This is a genomic window from Streptomyces sp. AHU1, from assembly GCF_045343905.1.
Taxonomy (GTDB): domain Bacteria; phylum Actinomycetota; class Actinomycetes; order Streptomycetales; family Streptomycetaceae; genus Streptomyces; species Streptomyces triticiradicis.
Map to the genome: position 1 here is coordinate 8,471,671 of NZ_CP174283.1, position 18,929 is coordinate 8,490,599.

General features: G+C 72.4%; 15 protein-coding genes. 8 read left to right on the forward strand and 7 right to left on the reverse strand.

Annotation, left to right across the window (positions count from 1 at the left end):
- Position 1 precedes the first annotated feature (1 nt).
- Entirely contained in the window at positions 2 to 3,697 is a 3,696-nt protein-coding gene (locus tag ACICHK_RS37420) for a nitrate reductase subunit alpha (protein ID WP_406840425.1), read from the reverse strand.
- Between the two features lie 435 nt (positions 3,698 to 4,132).
- On the opposite strand from ACICHK_RS37420, the gene ACICHK_RS37425 reads away from it, so the two are divergent.
- From ACICHK_RS37425 to ACICHK_RS37450, 6 genes are all read left to right on the forward strand, one after another.
- A complete protein-coding gene (locus ACICHK_RS37425; RefSeq protein WP_406840426.1) occupies positions 4,133 to 4,966 on the forward strand; it encodes a DUF2249 domain-containing protein in 834 nt (277 codons plus the stop codon).
- A gap of 109 nt (positions 4,967 to 5,075) precedes the next feature.
- Positions 5,076 to 5,579: a hypothetical protein gene (locus ACICHK_RS37430; protein WP_406840427.1), complete on the forward strand. Its 504-nt coding sequence runs from the start codon at positions 5,076 to 5,078 to the stop codon at positions 5,577 to 5,579.
- A gap of 367 nt (positions 5,580 to 5,946) precedes the next feature.
- On the forward strand, positions 5,947 to 7,224 hold the full coding sequence (locus ACICHK_RS37435; RefSeq protein ID WP_406840428.1) for a TIGR04053 family radical SAM/SPASM domain-containing protein: 1,278 nt from the start codon (positions 5,947 to 5,949) through the stop codon (positions 7,222 to 7,224).
- Complete coding sequence (locus ACICHK_RS37440) at positions 7,205 to 9,835, forward strand: multicopper oxidase domain-containing protein (protein WP_406840429.1); 2,631 nt, start codon at positions 7,205 to 7,207, stop codon at positions 9,833 to 9,835. Before ACICHK_RS37435 ends, ACICHK_RS37440 begins: the two co-directional genes overlap by 20 nt.
- Positions 9,835 to 10,281, forward strand: coding sequence for a hypothetical protein (locus ACICHK_RS37445; protein WP_406840430.1), 447 nt, complete (start codon positions 9,835 to 9,837; stop codon positions 10,279 to 10,281). The genes ACICHK_RS37440 and ACICHK_RS37445 overlap by 1 nt, the downstream gene beginning before the upstream one ends.
- 31 nt (positions 10,282 to 10,312) lie before the next feature.
- On the forward strand, positions 10,313 to 11,329 hold the full coding sequence (locus ACICHK_RS37450) for an Acg family FMN-binding oxidoreductase (protein WP_406840431.1): 1,017 nt from the start codon (positions 10,313 to 10,315) through the stop codon (positions 11,327 to 11,329).
- Between the two features lie 46 nt (positions 11,330 to 11,375).
- Here the strand turns inward: ACICHK_RS37450 and ACICHK_RS37455 are convergent, their stop codons facing one another.
- The 6 genes from ACICHK_RS37455 to ACICHK_RS37480 form a co-directional block, all read right to left on the reverse strand.
- Complete coding sequence (locus ACICHK_RS37455) at positions 11,376 to 11,789, reverse strand: pyridoxamine 5'-phosphate oxidase family protein (RefSeq protein ID WP_151471719.1); 414 nt, start codon at positions 11,787 to 11,789, stop codon at positions 11,376 to 11,378.
- A gap of 143 nt (positions 11,790 to 11,932) precedes the next feature.
- The gene (locus ACICHK_RS37460) at positions 11,933 to 12,391 is read right to left on the reverse strand and encodes an N-acetyltransferase family protein (RefSeq protein ID WP_406840432.1); all 459 of its coding nucleotides are present in this window, start codon (positions 12,389 to 12,391) and stop codon (positions 11,933 to 11,935) included.
- A 115-nt stretch (positions 12,392 to 12,506) separates the two neighbouring features.
- Positions 12,507 to 13,904 (reverse strand): FAD-dependent oxidoreductase, encoded by a 1,398-nt coding sequence (locus ACICHK_RS37465; RefSeq protein ID WP_406840433.1) that lies wholly within the window; start codon positions 13,902 to 13,904, stop codon positions 12,507 to 12,509.
- 233 nt (positions 13,905 to 14,137) lie between these two features.
- A complete protein-coding gene (locus tag ACICHK_RS37470; protein WP_406840434.1) occupies positions 14,138 to 15,448 on the reverse strand; it encodes a hypothetical protein in 1,311 nt (436 codons plus the stop codon).
- A gap of 202 nt (positions 15,449 to 15,650) precedes the next feature.
- Complete coding sequence (locus ACICHK_RS37475; RefSeq protein WP_406840435.1) at positions 15,651 to 16,862, reverse strand: MAB_1171c family putative transporter; 1,212 nt, start codon at positions 16,860 to 16,862, stop codon at positions 15,651 to 15,653.
- Between the two features lie 3 nt (positions 16,863 to 16,865).
- Positions 16,866 to 17,405 carry a toxin-antitoxin system, toxin component gene (locus tag ACICHK_RS37480; protein WP_406840436.1) on the reverse strand — a complete coding sequence of 180 codons (540 nt, stop codon included), beginning with the start codon at positions 17,403 to 17,405 and terminating at the stop codon, positions 16,866 to 16,868.
- A 292-nt stretch (positions 17,406 to 17,697) separates the two neighbouring features.
- Here ACICHK_RS37480 and ACICHK_RS37485 point away from each other — a divergent pair, with 292 nt between their 5' ends.
- Entirely contained in the window at positions 17,698 to 18,513 is an 816-nt protein-coding gene (locus ACICHK_RS37485; RefSeq protein WP_406840437.1) for a DUF427 domain-containing protein, read from the forward strand.
- Positions 18,514 to 18,561: 48 nt separating this feature from the next.
- Positions 18,562 to 18,870, forward strand: a complete 309-nt coding sequence (locus tag ACICHK_RS37490) for a hypothetical protein (RefSeq protein WP_406840438.1) — start codon at positions 18,562 to 18,564, stop codon at positions 18,868 to 18,870.
- The last annotated feature ends 59 nt before the right edge of the window (positions 18,871 to 18,929 follow it).

Sequence of the window (18,929 nt, forward strand, 5' to 3'; positions counted from 1 at the left end):
GTCAGTACTCCACGTTCTGCGAGCGCCGGCGGATGACGGTGACCTCGTCGCGCTGGTTGCCGGTGGGGCCGTAGTAGTTGAAGGCGTAGGTGAACTGGGCGTAGCCGCCCGCGAGATGGGTGGGCTTGAGCAGCAGCCTGGTCAGCGAGTTGTGGATGCCGCCGCGCCTGCCGCTGACCTCGGTCTTCGGCACGTTCACGTTGCGGTCCTGGGCGTGGTACATGTACACCGTGCCCGCGGGCATCCGGTGGGTGACCACGGCCCGTGCGGCGACGACGCCGTTGCGGTTGTAGGACTCGATCCAGTCGTTGTCCTTGACCCCGATCTTCTCGGCGTCCTCGACGGACATCCAGATCGTCGGTCCGCCCCGGGACAGGGCCAGCATGTGGGCGTTGTCCTGGTAGTTGGAGTGGATCGACCACTTGGAGTGCGGGGTCAGGTACCGGACGGTGACCTCGGCCCGGCCGTCCTCGTGCAGCCGCTCGTCGCCGTAGTGCTTGGGCGTGTTCAGCGGCGGCCGGTAGACCGGCAGCTGCTCGCCGAGCTCGGCCATCCAGTCGTGCTGGACGAAGAAGTGCTGGCGGCCGGTGAGGGTGTGCCAGGGCTTCTTGTGCTCGGTGTTGATGACGAACGGCGAGTAGCGGCGTCCGCCGGTCTCGCTGCCGGACCACTCGTAGGAGGTGATCACGGAACGGGGCTGGGTACGGGTGTCGGCGAAGGTGATGCGCTCCGCCTCGCGCTCGGCGGACAGCTCCACCAGCCCCTCGCTGCCGGTCTGTCGCTCCAGCTCCTTGAAGCCCTCGGTGGCCAGCCGGCCGTTGGTGGTGCCGGACAGGGCGAGGATCGCCTCGCACATGTCGGACGCGGTGGCGATCGAGGGCCGGCCGGCGGCGATGCCGTCCCGGACGGTGCCGCAGCGGTGCCGCAGGTCCTCCAGCTCCTGGTCGGGGTGGACGGTGACGCCCTTGGTGGTGGTGCCCAGGGTGTCGAGGAGCGGACCGATGGCGCGCATCTTCTGGCCGATCACGGCGTAGTCGCGCTCGATGACGACCAGCTTCGGCATGGTCCTGCCGGGGACCGGTTCGCACTCGCCGTGCTTCCAGTCCTTCACCGTCCCGCCCGGCTGGGCGAGTTCGTCCGGGGTGTCGTGCAGCAGCGGCACGGCGAGGACGTCGGTGCGGGTGCCCAGGTGCTCGGCGGCCAGCTCGCTGAACCGGTCGGCGATGGTCATGAAGGTGTCGTAGTCGGTACGGGCCTGCCAGGGCGGGGCGATGGCCGGGGTGAAGGCGTGCACGAAGGGGTGCATGTCCGTGCTGGACAGGTCGTCCTTCTCGTACCAGGTCGCGGCGGGCAGGACCACGTCGGCGAGCAGGCCGGTCGAGGTCATCCGGAAGTCCATGCAGACCATCAGGTCGAGCTTGCCCTCGGGGGCCTCCTCCCGCCACACCACGTCCTTGGGACGTCCCCCGGCCGGGGTCTCCTCGGAGCGGACGGCCGCGTCGGTGCCCAGCAGGTGGCGCAGGAAGTACTCGTTGCCCTTGCCGGACGAGCCGAGCAGGTTGGCCCTCCACACGGTCAGCACCCGCGGGAAGTTGGCCGGGTCGTCGGGGTCCTCGGCGGCGAACCGCAGCCCACCGGACTTCAGCTCGTCCACGATGTGCTCGGAGACCTGCTTGCCGCGCTTCCTCGCCTCGTCGGTGATGTCGAGCGGGTTGCGGTTGAAGCCGGGGTGACCGGGGCTCCAGCCCAGGCGGATGGCCTGCGCCAGGCAGTCGGCGAAGCCCTTGTCCTTGAACCGGCCCTCACCGAGCGGCGAGGCCAGCTCCTCCGGTCCGAACGCCTCGTAACGCCACTGGTCGGAGTTGAGGTACCAGTACGAGGTGCCCGCCATGTGCCGGGTCGGCCGCTGCCAGTCGAAGGCGAAGGACAGGTGCTGCTGCCCGGTGACCGGGCGGACCTTCTCCTGGCCGACGTAGTGCGCCCAGCCGCCGCCGTTGACACCCTGGCAGCCGGTCATCGTGGTCAGCGCCAGGAAGGCCCGGTAAATGGTGTCGGAGTGGAACCAGTGGTTGGTGCCGGCGCCCAGCGCGATCATCGAACGGCCGTTGGTGCGCTCGGCGTTGCGGGCGAACTCGCGGGCGATCCGGGCCGCCTGCTCGGCGGGCACCGAGGTGACCGTCTCCTGCCAGGCCGGGGTGTAGGGCTCGGCGGCGTCCTCGTACGAGGTGGGCCAGCTGCCCGGCAGCCCGGGGCGCTCGACGCCGTACTGGGCGAGCATCAGGTCGAGGACGGTGGTGACCAGGCGGCCGCCGATCCGGCGCGCCGGCACACCGCGCACCAGGACCGAACCGCCCTCGGTGGTGCCCTCGTCGAACCGGGGCAGCGCGACCTCGACGGTCGTCTCCGCGCTCTCCAGCAGGCTCATCTCGGGCACAACATCGCCCAGTTCGAGGTTCCAGCGGCCCTGCTCGGACTTCTCCCAGCGGAAGCCGAGCGAGCCGTTGGGCACCACCGGTGCGCCGGTCGCGGAGTCGATCAGCACGGTCTTGGAGTGGGCGTTCTCGCCGTCCTGACCGAGGTCGGCGGCGGTCAGGAACCCGTCCGGGACGAGACCGCGCTCGTGCTCGCGCAGCGTCACCAGGAACGGGGCATCGGTGAACTTCCGCATGTAGTCCTGGAAGTACGGCACCTCGCGGTCGACGATGAACTCGCGCAGGATCACATGGCCCATGGCCATCGCCAGCGCGCCGTCCGTGCCGGGATGCGGGGAGACCCATTCGTCGGCGTGCTTGACGTTGTCGGCGTAGTCGGGGCTGACCGCGACGACCTTGGTGCCGTTGTAGCGGGTCTCGGTCAGGAAGTGCGCGTCGGGCGTGCGGGTGACGGGGATGTTGGAGCCCCACATGATCAGGTAGCCCGCGTTCCACCAGTCCGCGGCCTCCGGCACGTCGGTCTGGTCGCCGAAGACCTGCGGGGAGGCGATCGGCAGGTCCGCGTACCAGTCGTAGAACGACAGCAGGGTGCCGCCGATCAGCGAGTGGTACCGCGCGCCGGCCGCGAACGACGCCATCGACATCGCCGGGATGGGCGAGAAGCCGGCCACCCGGTCGGGGCCGTACTTCTTGACGGTGTGCACCTGGGCGGCGGCGACCAGCTCGCTCACCTCGTCCCAGTCCGCGCGCACCAGACCGCCCTTGCCGCGGGCCCGCTTGTACGCCCGCGCCTTCGCCGGGTCGGAGGTGATCTCGGCCCAGGCGGCGACCGGGTCGCCGAGCCGCTTGCGGGCCTCGCGCCACAACTTCAGCAGCGCGCCCCGCACATACGGGTAGCGGACCCGGCTGGGGGAGTACGTGTACCAGGAGAACGACGCCCCGCGCGGGCAGCCGCGCGGCTCGTACTCGGGGCAGTCCGTGCCGATCGACGGATAGTCCGTCGCCTGGTGCTCCCAGGTGATGATGCCGTCCTTGACGTACACCATCCACGAGCAGGAACCCGTGCAGTTGACCCCGTGCGTGGACCGTACGACCTTGTCGTGCGCCCACCGGTCGCGGTAGAAGCCCTCCCACTTCGGGTCGCCCTCGCCGAACACCGCACGGCCGTCGGCCGACACCTCACGACGGGTGAGCAGCCGCCGGGCGGCCAGCGGCCAGTCCTCACCGAGCGGCGCCCGCGGTCGTACGTTCTGATCTTTCTCCATGGCGCTGACGCTATGTGCCGCCGACCTCGGCGCACCTGGTCCGGCGGTCCCTGCCGGACCGCCTTTCGGCCCACTTCACACGGCCGCGACAGGGCCGAACGGCCCCTGTACCGGGTCCGGTCGGCCGACCGGACAGGTGCGACCCGCGTGCATGCTGGGCATCGACCGAACCGCGGAACGGCCGTCGGCCCGGACCACCGGGTCCCGTGCCGGCCGGACGGCCGATCCCCGTCCCCGGCCCGCCACCGGCGCGGCGCTCATGGCGCGTACCGCCCGGTTCGGCCGTGCCTCCGGCTGCTCCACCGCGGCCGGAGGCGGCATCCGCCCTCCCGGCACCGGACCCCGGAACGCCGCCACCCCCGAACCGTCACCACCCGAACCGTCACCCCCGAACCGGTCGGCCGAGCCGACCTCCGATCCGCTGGAGACACCGCGATGAGTGTGCTCACCCTCGCCTCGGCCCCCGAGGACGCCACGGCCCTCGAGACCGCCTCGATGCACCACGCCCGCCTCGCCGGGGAACTGGCCGGGCGGGTGAGGATGCTGCTCACGGCCGTGGACCGGGACGGGGGCACCGCCGAGGAGATCCGCCGCGGCCTCGTGGCCTTCTGCGACCGGGCGTTGCTGCCGCACGCCGAAGCCGAGGAGGCGGACCTCTACCCGGCCGCTCACGGCATGCCCGAGGCCCGACTGCTCGTCGAGAGCCTGATCGGCGAACACCGCTGTCTGGCCGCGCTCGTGGACTCCCTGCGCGCGGCGCCCACCCCGGCGGGTGCGGCGGCCGACGCCCGGGCCCTGCAGGTGCTCTTCGAGGAGCACCTGGCCAAGGAGAACGGCATCGTGCTGCCGCTGCTCGCCATGACCCCCGAGGTGTCGCTCGCGGCACTGCTCGCGGACACGCACCGGCGCCTCGCGGACGACGCGTCCGTCAAGAGCGCCCGTGGGAACCGGAACACCGAGAAAGGACACGACATGCGGGAAGAACCGGTCGAGGAGAGCGGCGGCTGCGGCGGAGTGTGCGCCTGCGGGGGTGCCGAGGAGGCGGCGGAGCCCGAGCTGGACGTACGGGAGGTCCCGCACGCCCTGCGCCACGCCACCGTGTTCGGCGCCCTCGACGCCGTCCCGGCCGGCACCGCGATGGTGCTGGTCGCCCCGCACGACCCGCTGCCGCTCCTCGCGCAGATCGAGCAGCGCAGCCCCGGGGTCTTCTCGGTGGAGTACCTGGAACGCGGCCCTGAAGCTTGGCGGTTGCGGATCGGCCACCACTGACGCGGCGTCACCCCGTTCCCCCTCCCGGCAGAGGCCGGGCATCACCCGGACCGGCGGACGCACGCATCCGCCGGCCCGCAGGCTCACGAGGAAAGAAGGAAGACACGCCATGGACGGAACACACCGTCGGGCCGGCACCCTGCTCGGAACGGTGGGCGCGGCCCTGGCCGTGGCCGGGCCGGTCATGCTGGTGCGCGCACGCGGCGGCAGGAAGCAGATCCGTACCGAACTGACCGCCCAGAAGATCACCTTCCCGGACCGGGGGCTGCCCGCCGATCTCCGGGCCCACGCCGGGCACTCCGTGGAAACAGGACCCGAGGCGCTCGCCTACGCCGAGTTCATCAAGGGCAATCTCGTCCGTGCCACCGGCGGCCGCACCTACGCGGAGATCACCGCCGAGCTGCACGCCGCCGGCGGTGAGGACGAGCAGCTCTCCCGGCTGCGCCAGACCGCGTTCATGGGCCAGTCCCTGCGCGCCTCGCTGATGTCCGCGTACCAGGCGTGGCAGATCACGACCCTGGTCGCCGGTCTGGGGGCCGCGCTGACCGGTCTGGGTGTCGCACTGGTCGTGACCGCGGACACCCTGACGTCCGGCCCCCCGAACCGCCCCTGAACACACGGCGGCCCGCCCGCCCGGGACCAGGACTTCGCCGTTTTCTGGCGAATTGACCGAATTGATGCGTTTGCCGTAAAGGGGACCGTCGGCCCTGCGCGCCCGTCGCGAAAAGGGACCGTCGGCTCCGTCGGAGAAGACCATCGGCCGCCGCGCCGACCGCCGCCGCCGGTGGATGCTGACGGCGACCGATCCGGAGGAACACCGTGCACGACCACACCGCCGGCCTTCAAGGCCGCTCTCATCGCTGCCGCTCACGATGGGTGCCGCGCCCGGTCCGGCCCGGTCACCGTCCGGCCGCCCCCCTCGTCTGCCCTGACTCCAGGGCGGCCGGACACCGTCGCGGGACGCCGGGAAGGACCGCCCGATGAGCACCGTCACGTACGCCGTCCGCCGTCAGCGCCACGACGCGGGGCAGCGGCCGTTCATCGTCATCTGGGAGTCCACCCGGGCCTGTCCGCTGGCCTGCCTCCACTGCCGTGCCGAGGCCGTGCCCGACCGTGACCCCCGGGAGCTGGACACCGTCGCCGCCCAGGACCTGCTGCGACAGGTGGCCGCCTTCGGGCAGCCCGCCCCCCTGTTCGTGATCACCGGAGGGGACCCCTTCCAGCGCCCCGACCTGACGGACCTCATCGCCTACGGCAGGAGGATCGGGGTCCGGGTCGCCGTCTCGCCCTCCGGCACCCCGACGCTCACCGAGGAGCGGCTGCGCGCCGTGCACGCCGCGGGCGCCTCCGGGCTCTCCCTCAGCCTGGACGGCTCCACCGCCGAACTCCACGACGCCTTCCGCGGGGTGCCCGGAGTGTTCCGCTGGACCCTGGACGCCTGGGACACGGCGCGTGCCCTCGGCCTGAAGGTGCAGATCAACACCACCGTCGCCCGGCACAACCTGCACGACCTCCCCGACATCGTCCGCCTGGTCGCCGAACACGGGGCGATGCTGTGGAGCGCCTTCTTCCTGGTGCCCACCGGCCGGGGCCGCGACCTCGGCGTGCTGACACCGGGCGAGGTCGAGGACGTCCTCAACTTCGTCCACGACGTGGGCCTGACCGTCCCCGCCAAGACGACCGAGGCCCACCACTTCCGCCGGGTCGCGCTCCAGCGGCAGATCCTCGCGGACAAGGGCGAGGACCATGTCACGGCGCTCGGACTCGGCCCGCTGTACAGGGAGTTGCGCGACCGGGCGGCCGAACTGGGCCTGGCCGACGCGGTGCGCCGGGTCCGCCGTCCACCGCTCGACGTCAACGCGGGCCGCGGTTTCGTCTTCGTCTCGCACACCGGATCCGTCCACCCCAGCGGGTTCCTGCCGCTCGGCGCGGGCAGCGTGCGCGAGCGGCCGCTGACGGAGATCTACCGCACCTCCGAGCTGTTCACCGGTCTGCGGGACCCCGACCGGCTGGGCGGCAGATGCGGGGCGTGCGAGTTCCGCCAGGTCTGCGGGGGTTCCCGTTCGCGCGCCTACGGCGTCACCGGCGACCCCTACGCCGAGGAGCCGTGGTGCGGCTACGTCCCCGGGTCCTTCCCCCACCAGCGGGAACTGGCCGCGCTGACGGCCGGCGGCACCCGTTCACGGCCACCCGTGGGTACCCGCCCGACCGCCGCCCCGGGCGGCAAGGAGCACCACCGTGCGCAGCAAGACCGATGACCTGACCGCCGGAGGCACCCGGCCGCCCAGCAGGTTCAAGGCGTCCGGACAGCGCGGCCGTCACCTGGCCGCCCACGGTCTGGTCGTGGCCTGGGCGGCGCTCGCCCTGCTGGCGGCGACCGAACGGCAGACCCTGCCGGTGGCCCGCTGGCTCGCGATCCACCTGTTCCTGCTCGGTGCCGCCACCACCGCGATCGTGGTGTGGAGCGAGCACTTCGCGGTCGCCATGCTCCACGCCCGGCTGCCCGACCGGCGCTGGAGCGGCGCCCGGCTGGCCGGCGTCAACCTCGGGGTCGTGGGTGTCGTCACCGGCGTGTGGGCGGACCTGCCCGCCCTGACCGGCGCCGGCTGCGCCCTGCTGATCGCCGCGATCACCGCCCACCTGGTGGTGCTCGTCCGCATGGGGCGGGGAGCGCTGGGCGGACGGCTCGCCCCGATCGCCGACTACTACCGTGCCGCCGCCGCGGCGCTGCTCGTCGGCGCGGTCCTCGGCTGGCTGCTGGCCACCGGCCGGGGCGGCCCGCGGTACTACACCGGGCTCAAGCTGGCTCACGTGCACATCACACTGCTCGGCTGGATCGGACTGCCGGTGCTGGGCACGCTGTTCATGCTCTGGCCCACCGTCCTGGGCGTGCGCATGGCCGAACGCACCACGCGGCTGGCCCGCCGGGTGCTGCTGCTGACCGGCGGCGGCCTGCTGACCGCGGTCGCCGGACTGGCGGCCGGACGGCGCCCCGCCGCCGTTCTCGGCATGACCCTCTACGCCGTCGGCGTCGTCGCCACCGGGTACCTGTTCGCCCGTACGCCACGCAGGAGTCCCGCGGTCTCCGCGGCGGCAGCGTGGATGCTGGCCGCGGCCATGGGATGGCTGGTCATCGGTGTGACCGCCGACCTGGGGCTCCTGACCGCCCGGCCGCTCGCCGCGGTCCAGGAGGACCTCGGCACGCTGGTCCCCGTCCTGCTCGTCGGACTCGTCGCACAGGTCCTCGTCGGGGCCCTGACCTATCTCCTCCCCGTCGTGCTCTCCTCCGGTCCCAAGGAGCGGGCCGCGCTGCGCGCGGTACTGGAGCGGTACTGGCCGGCGCGGCTGGCGGTCCTCAACCTCGGCGTCGCCCTCATGGAGCTGCCCGGCCCGGCCGGTACCGCGGGCGGACTGCTCGCCGCAGCGGCCGCAGCAGCGTTCCTCGCCCTGGTGGTGGCCGTGCTCGTCCGCGGCGGCCGCGGTCCTTCACGGGCGCCCGACGGAGCCGGCCCGGCGCGGCGCCCCGTCCTGTGGGGCACCGCCGCGGGCGCCGTGGTGACCGTGCTGGCCGTCCTGGTGGCGAACAGCGGTGGTGGCACGGGCGGTTCCGATGCCGCCGCCGGAACGACGGGCGGGGACTCCGGAGCCACCCGTACCGTCGCCGTCACCCTGGCCCACATGCGGATCCGCCCGGCCCGGATCGAGGTCGCCACCGGCACCACCCTGCGACTGAAGGTCACCAACAGCGACGCCATGCGCCACGACCTCAAGGTCGAGGACGGCCCGGCGACACCGATGCTCGCCGAGGGGCACACCCGCACGCTCGACGTCGGACGGATCACCGGGAACCGCGAGGCATGGTGCACCCTGCCCGGCCATCGGGCGGCCGGGATGTCGATGTCCATCGTCGTCACCGAGAACACCGGAGACACCGGCGGCGGCACCGACGCCGCGGGCGCGCACGACCACGGTTCCATGGCCGCGGCCTCCGACGGAGGTCCCGACCTCTCCGCCGACTTCTCCGCGGGCTGGCGGCCCCGCGACGCGGCGCTGGCCCCCGTGCCCGGCGGAACGCTCCACACGGTGGAACTGCGCGCCGCGCACACCGAGGCCGAGGTGGCCCCGGGCGTGAAGCAGCAGATGTGGACCTTCGGCGGCAGCGCCCCCGGCCCCACCCTGCACGGCGAGGTCGGTGACGTCTTCGAGGTCACCCTCGTCAACGACGACACCGCCATGGGCCACGGCATCGACTTCCACGCCGGTTCCCTCGCCCCCGACGGACCCATGCGCACGATCCAGCCCGGTGAACGCCTGGTGTACCGCTTCCGCGCCGAGCGGGCCGGAGCCTGGCTGTACCACTGCAGCACCTCACCGATGCTCCAGCACATGGGCAACGGAATGTACGGCGCCGTGATCATCGACCCGCCCGGCCTGAAGAAGGTCGACCACGAGTACGTGCTGGTCTCCTCCGAGCTCTACCTCGGTACCCCGGGCAGTACCGCCCAGGTGAAGAAGATGCGCGACGGCACCCCGGACGCCTGGGTCTTCAACGGCATCGCGAACCAGTACGCCCAGCGGCCCCTGAAGGCGAAGGCCGGTGAGCGGGTCCGCTTCTGGGTGGTCGCGGCCGGGCCGAGCGACGGCATCGCCTTCCACGTCGTCGGCACCGTCTTCGACACCGTGTACAGGGAGGGCGCCTACCTGCTGCGACCCCGCCAGGCGGGGGGATCCCAGGTGCTGGACCTCGCCACCGCGCAGGGCGGCTTCGTCGAGACGGTGTTCCCGGCGGCCGGGCACTACGCCTTCGTCGACCACGACATGCGCCACGCCGAGGCCGGAGCGCACGGCATGGTGGAGGTGAGCGACTGATGGACACCGTCGGCTGGTGGTCCCTCGTACGCTTCGCGCACGTGACGGGCGCCGTCCTGTGGGTCGGCGGTCAGCTGGCCCTGTCCCTGGTGATCCTGCCGCTGGCCCGCCGCCTGCTCGACCCCGGGGCCAAGGACCGCTTCACCGCCGCGGCGGGACGCCGGTTCGGGATGCTCACCGGGGCCGTGTTCCTGCCGGTGCAACTGGGCACGGGCTGGGCCATGGCCTGGCACAGGGGCGTCACCTGGGCCTCGCTCGCCGAGCCCGGCTACGGACGCACCCTGGCGGCCAAGCTCGCCCTGTTCGCCGTGGTCATGATCGCCGCGGCGGGCCACGGCGTCGCCCAGGCCAGGGGCCGCCCGGACCTGGCCCGCTGCCTGGCGGTCGTCTCCCTCGTGGGCTCCCTCGGCGTCGTCCTGCTCGCCACCGCCCTGCCCTCCACCTGACCCGACCGTTCTCCCGTGCGAAGGAGCCCCGATGCAGACCCGGAAAGTCGACGCCGCGACGGTTCGTACCCTGCTGGCCGCGGCGGTGGCGGCACCGTCGATCCACAACACCCAGCCCTGGCGGTTCGGCCTGGACCCGGACACCGGAGTGATCCAGGTCCGTCTCGACCGGGCCCGCCGGCTGCCGAAGGCCGATCCCCGGCTGCGCGCCCAGCACCTGTCGGTGGGCGCGGCCGTCCTCAACCTCCGGGTGGCCGCCGAGCACCTCGGCTGGGACCCGCTCGTCCGGCTCTGCCCCGTCCCGCAGGATCCGGACCTGCTCGCGACCGTACGGCTCACCAGGCCGGCCGAGGACGCCCGGCTGCCTCTGCGCGACCTGTACGAGGAGGTCGCGCGACGCCACACGAGCAGGATGCCCTTCACCGGCCGCCCCGTGCCGGACCCGATCGCGTACGAGATGGCCTGCTCGGCCCGGGCCGAGGGCGCGCACCTGGAGGTGCCGGACATCATCGGGACCCGGCGCCTGCTGCGCCTGACGCAGGCGGCCGAGGACCGCAACTGCGCCGACCCGGCCCGCTTGGACGAGGAGCGCTCCTGGGTCACCGTGCCGGGCAACGACGCGCCGTACGGCATACCCGTCACGGCCCTGGGCGCGCGGGACGCCTCCGGCAGGATGCCGGTGCGGGACTTCACCGGCGGGCGGCCCGTGCCGCGGCTGCCGGCCCTGCGTTTCGAGCGTCACGCCCAGGTGGCCCTGCTGTGGACCGCCTACGACTGGCGGGAGGACTGGCTGAGGGCGGGGCAGGCCCTGGAACGCGTACTGCTCACGGCGACCCGTCACGGGGTGCGCACCTCGGTGCTGCACCAGGCGATGGAGTGGCCGGACCTGCGGGCGGCGATGGCCGGGGCGAAACGGCGGTGCGGCCCGCAGGTGCTGATCCGCTTCGGATACGGCACCGACGGGGGCCGCACACCGCGCGCCTGCGCGGCCCCCGCACCGGCGGCGGAGCCGGACCCGGGGGCCCCGGGCCTCCCGGGCGGGTCCTGAGCGGCGGGGAGGCCGTGCGGACAGGACCCGACCGGCGGTCACCGGCTCAGGCGTGTCCCCTGAGGTCGCGTCCGGTGACCATCTCCGATTCGATCCGTACGAACACCGCGTTCCGCAACGGCATCCAGGACGTCGGACCGACCTGCGACAGCCGTTCGCGCTCGGCGGCGTCGGTCACGACGGTGGCCCGTCCGGTGACGACCACGCTCCAGCCGGACCGGGTCTCCACGTCGAACTCGTCCGCCTCGAAGGCGACCACGACGCCGTCGATCGCGCGGACGAGCTCCGAGTCCGACGAGGTGCGCAACAGGACGGAGTCGTCCGTGTCCAGACAGAAGTTGACCGGGAGGACCGCGGGCAGTGCCTGCCGGGTGTACACCACGCGGCCGACCGGGACCTTGGCCAGGAGGCGCAAGCACTCCTGGCGGTCGAGTTCGTGAAATCTGTCTTCCTGGGACATCCACCCATCGTCCCTCCGCGAGCCGGGACCGTGTAGGGCCGGTCGGCCCTACCGAGGGGGAGCCGAAGGGCCTGCCCGCGCCGGACCGGCCCGGCGGCACGCCCCGTGCCGGGGGACGGCCCGGGGGACCGTTCCCGCGGGCGTCAGCCGGGCTCGCTCACCGGCAGGGCCTCGCGCACCATGAACACGTCCACCGGATCCTCCGTCTCGACCGTGAACCCGTGCCGCTCGTACAGCCGCCGGGCCGGACTGCCCCGCAGCACGTTCAACCGGGCCCGGTCGCCGGAGCGGTCGCACCGCTCCAGCAGCTCGCCCAGCACGCCCGAGCCGATGCCGCGCCCCTGAAGGCGGGGAGCCAGGTAGAAGTGTTCGAGCCACCGGGCGTCGTCGTCCGGTCGCAGGGCCACGCAGCCGGCGAAGGCCCGGGCGACCTCGATCACCCAGGTGTGCGCCGGCTCGAATCCGTCCCGCAGCCGCTGCCGCACCCGGTGCGGGTCGTACCGCCCGAGCCGCTCCAGATCCGCCCGCAGCACCACGGCACGCAGCTCGGCCACCGCCTCGACGTCCCGGAGCGACGCGGGCCGGAGGTCCCAGTCGGCCATGACGATCATCCTCTCGCCCTGGTTTCCGTCCGGTCTCTGGTTTCCGTCCGGTCCCGCGGGTCCGCCCCCGCCGCCGGACTCCGGCCCGCGATGCCCGGTGGACCGCCCGGCGTGATCAGAGCCCCGCCGCCTTCCGTTCGTCCTCCGTCAGCGGGGGGCCGTCCAGAAGGGGTTCCTTCCGGCCGAGGAAGACACGGAAGAGCATGTCGGGCGCGAGGAGCCGGGCCGGGGGCCGCTCCATGCTCATGACGTCCAGGAGTATCCGCAAGGCGTGGGGATTGCGCGCCCCGGCGTCGACCGCGCGGTCGACGAACCCGGCTGCGGCACGTTCCAGTCTGCTCGGCGTCCCGTCCGTGGCACCCGGGTAGAGGACGTCCTGGCCCACGGCGAGATCCCAGGCCTGTCCGACAGGGCGTGCCGCACGACGCTGGATGCGCCTGGCCGTCTCCGGGGAGTCGAGGGCGTGCCCGGCGAGCACCCTCTTGAGCGCCAGGACGCTCTGCGCGGCAGCCGTCAGGCCGTGTCCGTAGACGGGGTTGTATCCGGCGACGGCGTCTCCCAGAACGGCGAAGCCGGCCGGCCACTTCGGGGACTTCTCGAAGTAGCGCCGCTTGTTGGCCGTGCTGCGGGTGGTGACGACGTCGCCGAGCGGCTCCGCCCCGGCGAGGAGGTCCCCGATGACCGGATGGGCGAGAGAGCGGGCGAAGGGCACGAACGCGCCGTTGTCACGGCTGGGCCGGCCCCCTCTGGTGCCGGAGAGGGTGACGAGCCACCGGCCCTCCTCGACGGGGAGGATGATCCCGCCCCTGCCCGGCGGCCGCCTGGGATCCGCCTGTACGTTGACGATGGGGAAGTCCTCGCCCGTGGAGGCGGGGGCCCGGTAGAACCGGCTCGCGTAGCCCACGCCGGCGTCGACGACCCGTTCCTCCACCGGCGGCAGGCCGAGGTCCGTCAGCCAGACCGGTGCGCGGCTCGCGCGTCCGGTGGCGTCGACGACCAGGCCGGCCGGGAGCACCCCGTCTCCCGCGGGACCGTGTACGCGCACCCCGGTCACGCGGTCCGCGTCGCCTTCGAGGGCGACGAGTTCGGTCCGCTCCCGCAAGGTCACGCGGGGAAGCCGGAGGACTTCGGCACGGATCGTCGAGTCGAGCAGATCGCGGCTGCACACGAGGTTGAGGTGGCGGGCGCCGTCGAACCGCCTGAACCACTGCCCGGAGGGTGCCTTGCTGACCATGCCCGACATGATCGGCACGCGGCGGGCGCCGCGCGTGACGAGCTGATCCGTGATGCCGGGCAGCAGGTCCTCGAGGGCCCGCACCCCGCCCGACCAGAGCAGATGGGCGTGGCGGGCCTGAGGCAGTCCCTTGCGCGGGGTCGGCAGCCGGGGCAGGACGTCGGACTCGACGACCGTGACGTCCGCGTGGTCGGAGAGCACGGCGGCCGCGAGCATGCCGGTCATGCCTCCTCCGATCACGAGCGCGGCAGGCCGACGACCGGACGATCTCTCGGGCATTGGCGGGAGCACCCTTTCTGGCGGCCGTCCGGCCGTGAAGGCCCCTGACGGACAATCGCCTTCAGAAGCACCGGAGTTCGAACTGCGGGAGACAACGTACCGTCACGTCCACGGCCGCCGGGGCACGAGCCGGGGCGGCGGGGACGCCCCATGTGCCCGGCATCGGCCGGCGGCGCGGCCCTTTTGGCGGGAGCGGCACCTCGTACGCGGTCGGGATCGCTCTGGCGCCGCGGTCATTCCTGGTGTACCTCCTGCAGGGCCGCCCGCCGACGGGCCGCCGCGACGATGGGCGAGGTCTCGATGGCCCGGGCGAGCCTGACCCTGGTGTGGGGCCTCTCCACGGTCTCGAGGAGCCTCACCTCGGTGGTGCGGAAAGCATGGTGACGGCCCGTCACACGTATGCGGGCCGCGGCCAGCATGGCGGCGTCCGCCACCACCCTCGCGTCCTCCAGCACCGTCTGCGGCGCGCCGGCGGTCCGATGCGGGCCCGGGGCGGCGGGGCGGGGCGAAGGCCGCGGTTTCCATGTGCCGATCCTCGCCCACCGGCCGCGGATCCCCGGTGAAGGGCCGAGGTCCGCCGGCGGGACCGACTGGCGAAGCGCCTCGGCGTAGGCGGCGTCACGGATCTCCCTGTCCAGATAGGGCACGCAGGCCAGGACGCCGTCCAGGATCGTGATCTCCTGCTGGGTCAGCCGCACCACGGGAGAGGTCCACCAGCGGAATTCGGCTGTGGCCGGTCCGCGCAGCTCGCGCAGTTCCGCCCAGAGCGGTTTCTGGAGCCGGTAGCGGTTCCAGGCGCGCACGTTGTCCGCGAGAGGGGGGCCGAGGCGGGGCAGCGCGAAGCCGGCGGCGACGAGGACGCCGGCCGTCGCGACCAGGGGCGGCGACACGTCGGTGCTGAGGAAGTCCCAGTCGTGGCCGGTCCAACGGGCTGCCATGGAGGTGTACTTCGCGACCTGGTAGGACAGGTCGAAGCAACTGCCGATGCCGATCAGGGTCAGACCGGTGCGCGTGATGCCGGTGATCATCCGGAGCCAGCTGAGGCACATGCACGTCAGGGCGACGGTGGCGAAGGTGTGGAACACCAGGTACAGCAGGATCATTTCGCGCATGTACGGTGTGCGGGCGTAGTAGGTGTCCATGTCCCGTGTCCGCTCGACGGGCGCGTCGGCCAGCCCGAAGAGCACCACGATCCCGATGATCACCAGCGTGTAGAGGGCCACGACCAGAAGCGTCCGCCGCTTGAACGCGGAGCGCGGCCCGCCCCGCCACGCGACCATCAGGACGAGGTACGCGGCGCTCAGCGCGGACATGCCGGAGTACACCAGCGGTCCAGAGAAGTTGGCGATCCCGGTGAACGCGTTGACCGCGGTGATCGTCGGGGGTGCGGACAGGACGCACACGGCGGAGCCGATCAGCAGGATCGCGGTGCTGGGCAGGGTCGCGGGGTCCCGCCAGGTCTCCTTCAGGGAGGGGGCCTTGATCGCGACGGCGATCAGCAGGATCGCGCCGGGGACGTAGAACACCAGGCCGCTGCCGTTCATCGCCCACGGCCTTTTGGACAGGGGCTCGCGTGCGGGTCCACCGCGGGCCCGGGCACGGGGACCTCGCGGCGCGGCCGGGGACCGGTACGGGTCCGTAGCCGTGCCCCGGAGGAGGCGAAGGGCTCCGCCGGGGCCGCGGGCGCACCGGTCCGGTGGGGGAGCGGCGCGGTCGTGGCCCCCGCGGGCGGGGTGGCGGAGGAGCTCATGTGGGTGATTTCTCGCCATCCTCGACGTGTTCGACGGCAGGACGGGACGCCACCGCGCGATCGGCGCGGACGGCGGCCACGACGGGGGAGCCGCGCAGGGCGCGGGACACCCCCACGAGAGCGGCACGCGAGGTCGGGACGGCGGAGTCCCCGGGAACGCGCGGTGCGCGGGTGCGGCCCTGACGAGTGGCCTGCGAGGCCGCGCGGATCATCGCCGCCTGACCGACGAGGACGGCGTCCGGGCCGCTGCTGCCGGAGGCTTCGGCGGCCGATTGCGCGCGTGCGCGGAACTCGTCGTCGAGCTGCGGACGCACGAGGCTCAGCCCGTCCTGGATGCCCGCCTCGCGGCGGGTCAGGTGGACCTGGGGCGAGGCGTACCAGCGGATGGGCGCGGCGAGGGGCGTGCCGGGGCTGGCACCGCTCAGTTCGTCCCACAGCGGTCCGAGGCGTACGTAGGCGGCGAGGGTCCGTCCGGTGCCGACCGCCCAGGGGCCCACCAGGGGCAGCAGGAATCCGACGATGGCGAAGGGGGCGGCCATGGCCGAGAAGAGAGGGGAGAAGGTGGTGCTGAGAACATCCCAGTCCAGGCCGCTCCGGTGAGCGGCCACCGCGGCGAGCTTGAGGCCGCTGAAGGAGAGGTTCAGCAGCCAGCCGACGCACAGGATCCACAGGCCGGCCCGCAGCCAGCCGTGGACCTGGAGGGCCCAGCGCCAGCACATCAGGGTGGTGACCAGGGCGGCGGTCATGTGCGCCAGCAGGTACAGCATGATCATCTCGCCGATGAACGGCGCCGACGCGTAGTACGTGTCGAAGTCGGTGCGGCGTTCGACCGGAGCGTCGCCCAGGCCGAACAGGACGGTCAGGGCGGCGACGACCAGCGTGTACGCGAGGAGCCAGTGCCGTGAGACCCGTCGCACGTGCTCGGGCGGCCCGCCGCGCCAGTGGACGATCAGCAGCAGGCAGGAGGCGCTGAACCCGCTGATGATGATGTACACCAGCAGGCTCGAGACGTTGGGGATCCCGCTGACGTCGTTCACCGCGGCGATCGTCGGGGGAGCCGCGAAGAAGAATCCCGCGCCGCCCACGGCGATGACGACGCAGACCGACCGGATGAGCGGGTCGCGCCAGGCTCTCCGCAGATCCGGGACCTTCACGGCGAAGCAGATCCACAGGGCGGCGGCGGGTACGTAGTAGCCGGAGGAGTTCACGGCTCAGACCTGCCGACGGCGGTTTCCCAGCGACGCGCTGATGCGTCCGGCGATGTCACCGCGGCCCGTGGGTATCGCGCCGGGCTCGCTCTCCAGCCAGACGCGGAACCGCGTGGCCGCCAGCAGACCGAACGTCTCGGCGGTCCTCTCCTCGTCCTGCTCGAACTCGGAGCGCGCGGCCACCCTGCGCACCGTTTCGTCGAGCTCGGGCAGATCCGGGCGGGTGGAGAGCATCCGGGTCGCCACGGACCGGCCGACGGCGTGGTTGCCGCAGGCGCCGTCGAGCAGGTGCCAGACCTCGTGGAAGAAGATCGCCAACTGATGGAGCGGGGTGGCCCGTTCGTCGATCACGATGATGTCGCGGTCGGGCAGGTCGAGCCAGAGACCACTGGCCGTCCGGTGCGGGAACTCCTTGCGCAGGACGACGAGTTCCCGTCCCGTCTTCGCACTGACCAGGCGGATCAAAGCGTCGAACAGGGCGTCCGGCTCCGTGGGGACCGGTAACGCGACACCGGCGACCAGTTCGTCGACGAGACGACGCATGACCCTTCCCTTGCGCACTGTTCTCCCCAGGAAGTGCGAGAAGCCTGCGGCTTCGTGTCGGCGTTCTTCGCTCTGTGCTCGTCGGCGCCGAAGCGGCACGGCGACGCGGTCGGTCTCCGTACGCAATATGCCAAACCCGGGCTTGCTGTGCACGGACAATCATTCGAAGGTCACACCGCGGTGGGTCATATGATGCTGAACAAGTCCGATAAAAGCAGACCTGTGCATGCTCGGCCGGATGACTGGTTATGGCCGTCGCCCGTCCGCCGGGCGATCCGAAGGAGGACCGGCCATGACCACATTCCTCACCGCGCGAGCCGTCCGGACGACCCCCGAGGGCCTGCTGTGGGAACCCAGCGGCCGCTGGGTGCGTGGTCGCCGGGGCGGGGTGGCCGTCGTGGACAGCAGGCACCCCGTCCTCGTGTGGGAGCCGGAGGTGCCGGTGCCGACGTACGCCTTCCCGCGCGAGGAGGTACGCGAGGACCTGCTCCGCCCCGCGAAGAACCCCGCGACGGGCACGCACACCGGATCGCGGATCTTCTACGACCTCGAGCTCGACGGCGAGCTGCTGGAGAACGCGGCCTGGACCTTCCCCGCGTCCGACCTGGCCGGCCACATCGCCTTCGAGTGGTTCCGGCGCACCGGCCGAGGCCTGGACCACTGGTACGAGGAGGAGGAAGAGATCTTCGTCCACCCGCGCGACCCGCACAAACGGGTGGACGCCATGGCGAGCAGCCGTCACGTCCGGGTCGAGATCGACGGCACCCTCGTCGCCGAAACCGCCCGCCCGGTCCTGCTCTTCGAGACGGCACTGCCCACACGGTTCTACATCCCGCGCGAGGACGTCCGCCTGGAACTGTTCGTCCCCACCGACCACCGCACCGGCTGCCCCTACAAGGGCACGGCCGAGTACTGGTCGTGGCGGGGCGGTGCCGCCGTCCCGCCGGACATCGTCTGGAGCTACCCGGATCCGCTGCCCGCGGTGGGCACGATCAAGAACCTCCTGGCCTTCTACAACGAGGCGGTCGACATCACCGTGGACGGCGAGGCCCTGGAGCGTCCCGTCACCCCGTTCACCCGGGCGCTCTCGGAGCGGACCCCGAGGTGACGAAGAGGCCGCCGTCCTCAACGGGCGGTCCGTGTGCGAGAGTTCAGCATGGTCAGGTACCTGAGATTCTTCTTCGAGCTCGGAGTGGACACACCGCTGTGGCCGGAGGACATGGACAGCGAGTACGGCTACCCGTGCGATCTGGAGCTCCTGCCGATCAGCCCGGCCCTGCGGGCCGAGCTGGCGCGGCTCTCCGAGCGGTACCAGTCCTCGATCGACTGGAAGTACCCGCTGAATCCGTCCCCTTGGTCCAGCCAGGACCAGCAGCTGTTCAAAGAACAGGCGCGCGCCGCGCTGGAGTCCCTGCGCGACGAGCTGGGCGAGGAGTGGAAGGTCCGGGACGAAAGCCTGTTGTGACGGCGCACGGGCGGGTGACCGCTCGGCCGTGACCGTTCCGGTGGAAGCGGTGACCACCC